At 50.6% G+C, this 6,613-nt stretch carries 3 protein-coding genes; all 3 read left to right on the forward strand.

Features of this window, described 5'->3' with window-relative positions; translation table 11 throughout:
- Positions 1-122: 122 nt before the first annotated feature.
- The 3 genes from ACIOZM_RS20735 to ACIOZM_RS20745 all read left to right on the forward strand — a co-directional run bounded on the left by ACIOZM_RS20735 (position 123) and on the right by ACIOZM_RS20745 (position 6,294).
- Positions 123-4,292 carry a hypothetical protein gene (locus ACIOZM_RS20735; protein ID WP_401216701.1) on the forward strand — a complete coding sequence of 1,390 codons (4,170 nt, stop codon included), beginning with the start codon at positions 123-125 and terminating at the stop codon, positions 4,290-4,292.
- A 145-nt stretch (positions 4,293-4,437) separates the two neighbouring features.
- Positions 4,438-5,385 carry an RHS repeat-associated core domain-containing protein gene (locus ACIOZM_RS20740; protein ID WP_401216702.1) on the forward strand — a complete coding sequence of 316 codons (948 nt, stop codon included), beginning with the start codon at positions 4,438-4,440 and terminating at the stop codon, positions 5,383-5,385.
- A gap of 426 nt (positions 5,386-5,811) precedes the next feature.
- Positions 5,812-6,294: a hypothetical protein gene (locus tag ACIOZM_RS20745; RefSeq protein ID WP_401216703.1), complete on the forward strand. Its 483-nt coding sequence runs from the start codon at positions 5,812-5,814 to the stop codon at positions 6,292-6,294.
- The last annotated feature ends 319 nt before the right edge of the window (positions 6,295-6,613 follow it).

A 6,613-nucleotide genomic window follows, 5' to 3' on the forward strand; every position in this document is an offset into this window, starting at 1 on the left:
CATTCAAAACAATCAATTTACGCAACTTAAAGCAATCAGGATTTTCGCACGGCCTTACAGCCGCCGGGCGGAGGCTTCAGCGTCAATAGCGCTTCCATCATAGAGATTTTAAAGGTTTACTAATGAGCAACAGCACTACCCTTCGCGCCCGACCTAGCTTATATAGCGCGGCCAATAAGTTATCAAACGTCAGCTCTGGTGTTGATAATCGAACAGGAAATTTTCAGGCGTCGATCGTTTTGGGGACAGCCGTCAGTGGAATTCAGGACCCGGCAACCTTCAGCCTTACCTTGCTCTTGGGAACATCCACTCATATTACGGGCACACGCCAATCGGGGATCACGCCACAAAACGTATTTGAGTTGGGGTTCAACACACCGAAAATTGTGATCAATACTGAAACGCCAGCCTTATCAAAAATTTATTTTTCAAATGGAAAAGCAGACGAGCTTATTATTAATGACGCGAACAACACGATAACAACATGCTACCACAAAGCCAACACGCTCAAAATACAACGCCACCTACACGCTACAAACAACCGTACGCTAGGCTACACCGTAACCTATAAAGACGGGCGTATCGAACACTACAACGATGCAGGACTCATTACTCAACTGTATTGCGCTTCGGGAGCTGGGTTGTGGTTCGAGTATGGAGAAGCTTTATTTCCGCTGCTCAAAGTCCGCAATGAAGACAGTAACAATTATATTGTGTTTGGTTCCGAGGAACTCCCCGGCGGCGGAATAGATGACTATCGCTTCACCTTAACCGAACACATGGACGGCGTTGTCACAACCACCAAGTTCGACATGAGATGCCGCACGGAAAGCTCACCGCCCTACAATCGACTATTTTATATTTCGCAGATCAGCTTGCCCAATGATTTTGAGCGCTGGACAGAGTTTGAATATAGCAAACCCAGCACCTTCAACTACTATGTACTCTCAGGACTGAAAACACCCTACGGCTTCACCCAATACGTTTCACATTTCGGTACACCTCGCCCGTACAGTCTCGACACGAACTACCCCGTGGTGGCACGCTTGGTGGAAGAAGACATTTCCACATATCGAAACGCCAGAGACAGTTCTGAAATCAATTACGGCTATAGCAACCATGTTAACTTTACAGGTTATTCGCAGGGACGGACCCAAGTCGACGGCATTGATAACTGTCTGCGCTTAACTGAGGACTATCACTATAGTTCCTGGGAGAATCATGGCGACCGAAGCATCAAGCGTACTTATAATAGATTTCACTTGTTGACGGAGGAAATGGTGATTGCCCAGCCACAGAGCTTGGGTGTCTGGATTACGACTGCGTATACCTATCCCTTGGTCGCGGGAAATATTGACAACCAACCGGCCAACTTCTCTTTGTGGACGCAAAAGAGCGTCACGTATGCGAAAGGCGATGAACGACGGACCATAACCGAGCTGCGCGAGCATGATATTTATGGAAATTTGCTGTCTAAAACACAAGCGTCGGGCATCAAGCAGACCCATGCTTATTACCCTCTGGATTCCACCCAAAGCCAGGGTTGCCCACCCAGCCCACTGTTCATCCGCCATTTAAAAAGCACGACGATTACACCTGACCCCTCAGCACAGAATAAGCCCAATGCAAAATCACGCGAGTACGCGTACACACAGGTCTCTGGCCGAACGCATAGAAACCCAATCACCGGGGCATTGACCTCACCCTACATGGTCTTGCTTTCCCAGGAAAAATTAAACACGCTGGTCGTGCAACAACATACCTATCGGACAGCGACTGATATCCCTCTGCTTCTGGGGGTTCTGCTGAGTAGCCGCACCGTATCGCCAAGCGTCAACAATTTAACCAATTTTAACTGGACGATGAACAACCGGCGTGTGTGCGTTACCACCGAGCACGTGGCGCAGTCTTCGGAGCAGCGTCTCACCGCATCAGGCGGAAGTACCGAATACAGCCCCTCGTCCGGACGCGTTCATCAGGAGGTCTCACCTTTTGGCGCCATTACCCAATACATTTATGACACCACAGGACGATTAACTAAAAAAACCAGTTATGCCGGCACGCCTCAAGAGGAAGTCGAAACCTACCAATTCACCTACTGGACCACACCCTTTGTAGACAACCCAGACATCTCGAATAACGAAAGCCTGATCCGGGCGAATGTGCTCACCACGCGAAACAGTGCAGGCTTAGTCACGCACAGTTTTTTAAGTCGCGATGGATTGATTCTTTACGAGGGCTATGCAGTACCTGGCGGGATTGATACGCGGGCAAAGGAACTAGACCTCTCCAAACTCGCCCGAGCCGTCACTTACACACGCACGAGCCCCGAACCACTGATTAAAACCGACACGCACTTTGACTTTATTGTCAATCCGAGCGAAACCATCCGATTTACGGAAACAACCACGTACGACTATATGTTAGGTCAGTTAACCCAAACCACCTACCCGAATAGTAATATTACCTATACGGTGTATGACTTTGCGCAAACGCCTCCAAGTATTCGGCAAATGAGCAGTGGCAGCGACAAAATCTACCGAACGCGTTATGACAAGTACGACAAAGTAAAAGATGTCTATCTGGTTCGTAATAACCTCCCCGAGTCCTATAACGTTTTGCTTAGCGTTAACACTCACGATGGCCTGGGTCGACTGATTGAGGCGGCGACATCCGGGGAGCCTGGCGAGACGCACTTTGCATTGGATGAATATGACCGTATAACCAGTAGCCGATGCCTGCAAGAGACCCTCGCTTATGAGTACAGTACCCAGGTTCCCATCATGGACGTGCCGGTAAGCGTGAGTGCGGCCTCTAACGGGGTCCAGGCCATTGCCGCTCACCGAACGTTTGACGGATTTGGTCGACTCATCACGCAAGTTGCGCCGGGCGGCGATGTCAGCTCAAACACCGTCGTCGAGCACTACACCTATGGCTCCAATGTGGCGGAGCAACCTTCGGCGATTACTTTCAATGCCGGTCGCGTCGACAATAGCTACGACCCTTTGACGGGCATGCTGTTGAGCTCGAGCAGTACCGGCATTACCAACACCGACTGTACGTACGCGTTTGTATTTGATCCGGTTACCAAACAATTGAAGTCGAGCACGAGCCGGATGCTCAGTCAGTCGTGGTGCGCAGTCAACTATACTTACAATGCACAGGGGGCTCTGACCAGAGAACAACGAACGTATACCCAGCCAGGTAATACGCTGACTATCACAAGCTCACGAACGTACTCCGCGTTTTCAACCCGCCTCAAAGGCATGGTTATTTTCTACAATATCAACAGCGTATTGGCGAGTCTCCTGTATCAATACGACAGTGCGGGCAGAGTAATCAGACAAGACTACCAACTGGGCTCCTTTGGCGCCGTTACTGTAGAAACGCAATATTGTATGGCCGCAACGCCTGGAGCAGGCAACATCAGTCAGGTCAAACTCAACGTGGAGCGCTTACGCGATCCCGCTCTGGAGATGACCTTAACCATTGACTACGCCGACTCAGGACTTGAGCGAGAAAGACGTTACGCGATCAATCAACACGAAGTGTTACGGCATCGCGAGCAGTACTTTGACGATCTGCGCCTTTCCAGAGCAGAGACCGATCATCCGCTTGGCCCCGTAGAGCGCAAGGACTTCGTCTATTCACATGATACTTACCGACTGAAGACTTCTACGGCAGTTACGCCCGGCGGCAACAGGGAAACGCTCTATGGATCTAACGGTTTTCAGCGGTTCAGCACGATCACCGCGCCTAACTCCGTCACGAATTACCAGTATCAGAGCGATCGGGTGCAGTCCATCACGCAAACATCTAACGCGGGCGTCGCGCTGAGCAGTCAGCGTTATGCCTATAACAGCAACGGCAATGTTTCCAACATCAACGACACTGCATCACTGATTTACAATACTGCCAACCAGTTGACCCAATTTTCCAGGTCCTCTGAACCCGAGGACGAATACAAATATTTTTACAATCCCAACGGGCAAATTGCACAGGTGGTGTCTCAGAACGAAAGTATTACCTACCTTTACGACGACAACGTATTGACGGGCGAAATTTCCGTCATTGGCACAATGCAAGTCGAAACATTCTACCTTCGCGCCAATGGCATCCTGCTGGGGCGTTATATCAAAAAGGACACGATTGAGTCGTTGGAGCTATTCGGTGTTGAGCCCTCTGGCTCCGTTCGTTGTGCCTACACCTATTCGAACGAAGGTGTTGAACTTAGCCATGAACACTATGAGTACACCGATTATGGCGAACGTCACGTCCGCCCTTCAAACTGAGACGCACCCACCTATTAGCTCGTGCACGTTAATCAATTAGCTGCATGCACCGCGCGCATCGATCAGCGATGGCTTGAACACGCTCATCGACGTGCCGGTTGCGCGCCGCCTTTAATAAACCATGACCAACTTTTCTGGAGTCATCATGACCAATAATGCAACATCTTCTTCATCTTCCCACTTAGCGACTGCCCCGGATACCACGCCGGTGCATTCCCCGCTGTCGGCGGCTAAAAGCTCTATTGGCTTCAAGGGGTATTTAATGGAGTCGGTGAGTGGTTGTTATTTTTTAGGAAACGGGTATCGCTTGTATGATCCGCGGATGAGAGCGTTTTACTCTCCTGACAGCTTGAGTCCGTTTGGGGCGGCCGGCGTCAATCGTTACCAATATTGCAATTTGGACCCGGTTAACATGAAAGACCCCTCCGGGCATATTCCTGTGGCTTTACTTTTGGCGGGTGCATTTCTACTGATAGGTAGTGGGCTTCACATCGGGGCAAGCTACTGGAGAAGCCATGGTGAGACAGATTATGCCGACCAGCTAGATACCATTGGCACTGTTTTTGATATTGCTGCAATCGTGGCCCCCGTGGGAGTGGGTATCGCCAGGGCAGGTGCGGGGCTAATAGGGCGCTCTATCGCGCGCGCCGCCACTCGCCGAGCAGGACGTACATTGCACGAACTGGTGGCCCGCAATCGTCTGAGACCCCTTCTCGCACGCGGAGCCCCCACAGATCCCACGAGCAACTTCCAATTTTTACCGTATACGAGCGGTAAGATCGAAAGTATTTCACTCAATAGCACCACTCGCTATATGGCAACGGAACAGCTTACCGGATGCGCCATCACGGTGAGTCGATCGGGAGGCGGGGTTAACGTATCTCATGTGGCCGCCAATGTTATGGATAATCCATTCTGGCGCTTTATGCACCCGGCACGAAATATCCTTCGTGAAGAAACCTATGGGGCCGTGGGCCGGTTTGCCGGGGCGAGATCCGGTAATACCTGGGCATTCGGCTACCAAAGCTACAGTGCTCACTCGCCCTACCTACCTCCCGTGCGCTCCGGGGTTCCAGTATTGCTTCCTTGGTAGCTTCAAGATGCCGGCTCATTCTGCGGGTTAAGTCCAACTGGCGGGTGCCTGCACTGCTCTTGTATCGCACTAGTAGCGTATGGTTGCCGCCAACATTGAGTACCTGACTGGGCATATCGGTATGGGTAGGCCCTTTGCCTATCATGCACGTAGTACCGTAGAACGAGTCGTGGCGTCCTCATTCTCCCTTCAAGGCGTGCGCGCGTACGACGAGAAGATTTTTGTCGCGAAGGTGAATGGTTTCGGAAGGCTGACACGCGATCCTTCACACCTGAAGGACTATCGTTTCGCACACTGCGCAGGGGCCGTTTTCAGACAGCAAGCAACAATTATAACCAATATTAGGTATTATCCATTTGATTTATTCATATAAAATCATCACATAAAATGTTACACCCTCCCACAATCAATGTTTAAGGAACACGGATGAAACCGTATTTTACAGTATGGCTCGCCATTCTCTTCGCACCACTTCCGGCGATGGCCTCAGAATTATTGAGGGGCGATATTCAGGAAGCAAAAATTGTAACTATTACCACCAAGGTCACTCCCGGCCATCTGAACATCGCCAATGGACGAAATTGTCTGGTGGAAGGCAATACAGGTCAGCCCGTATTGGCTGCCTGTCAGAACGTACCTGTGTCAGATAAGATTGCAGACTCCACGGTCCATTACATTATCTTTAGAAACAACCAATGTTTGTCGGATAATGAAAATGGGCACACGGGTGTTGTCCGCTGCGATTATCAAGATACCAAGCAGCAATGGAAGGCTCTTCAGGCAAAAGGAACGGATATCCGCAATGTGGCGTCGAATAAATGCCTGACGGCGGCGGGTCTGGATAAACAAGTTAACCTGGCCGTGTGTAATGGCATTCCAGCACAATACTGGAGATTGACCGTCCAATAGTCGTGCATGGTGCGGCATACGAGGCCATGGCGCGACGGCGGTTATACGCTTGTCCCGTTGGCTCGCTTGAATGGGTATTAAGTAAAGCAATCTGAAGCGGCTGCCGACGCAACGGGCGCCAGCCCGATACGATGAGTTAGCAGTGCGCTACCGATTTCCTTCCCGTGGCGGCGGTCCTTAAGCAACGCATGCCTGTACTACAGATACCCATCTTAAGTAAGCGCTCCATAAACCCCACATTTTAAAGGTGGGAATCTATGGCTATCTTGGAATTTGCGGCGTGCAGTTCCACGGCAGTAAGGCTTCGAAGTCTTCTACT

It is taken from the genome of Pseudomonas sp. NPDC087346 (assembly GCF_044744235.1).
Classification (GTDB): Bacteria; Pseudomonadota; Gammaproteobacteria; order Pseudomonadales; family Pseudomonadaceae; genus Aquipseudomonas.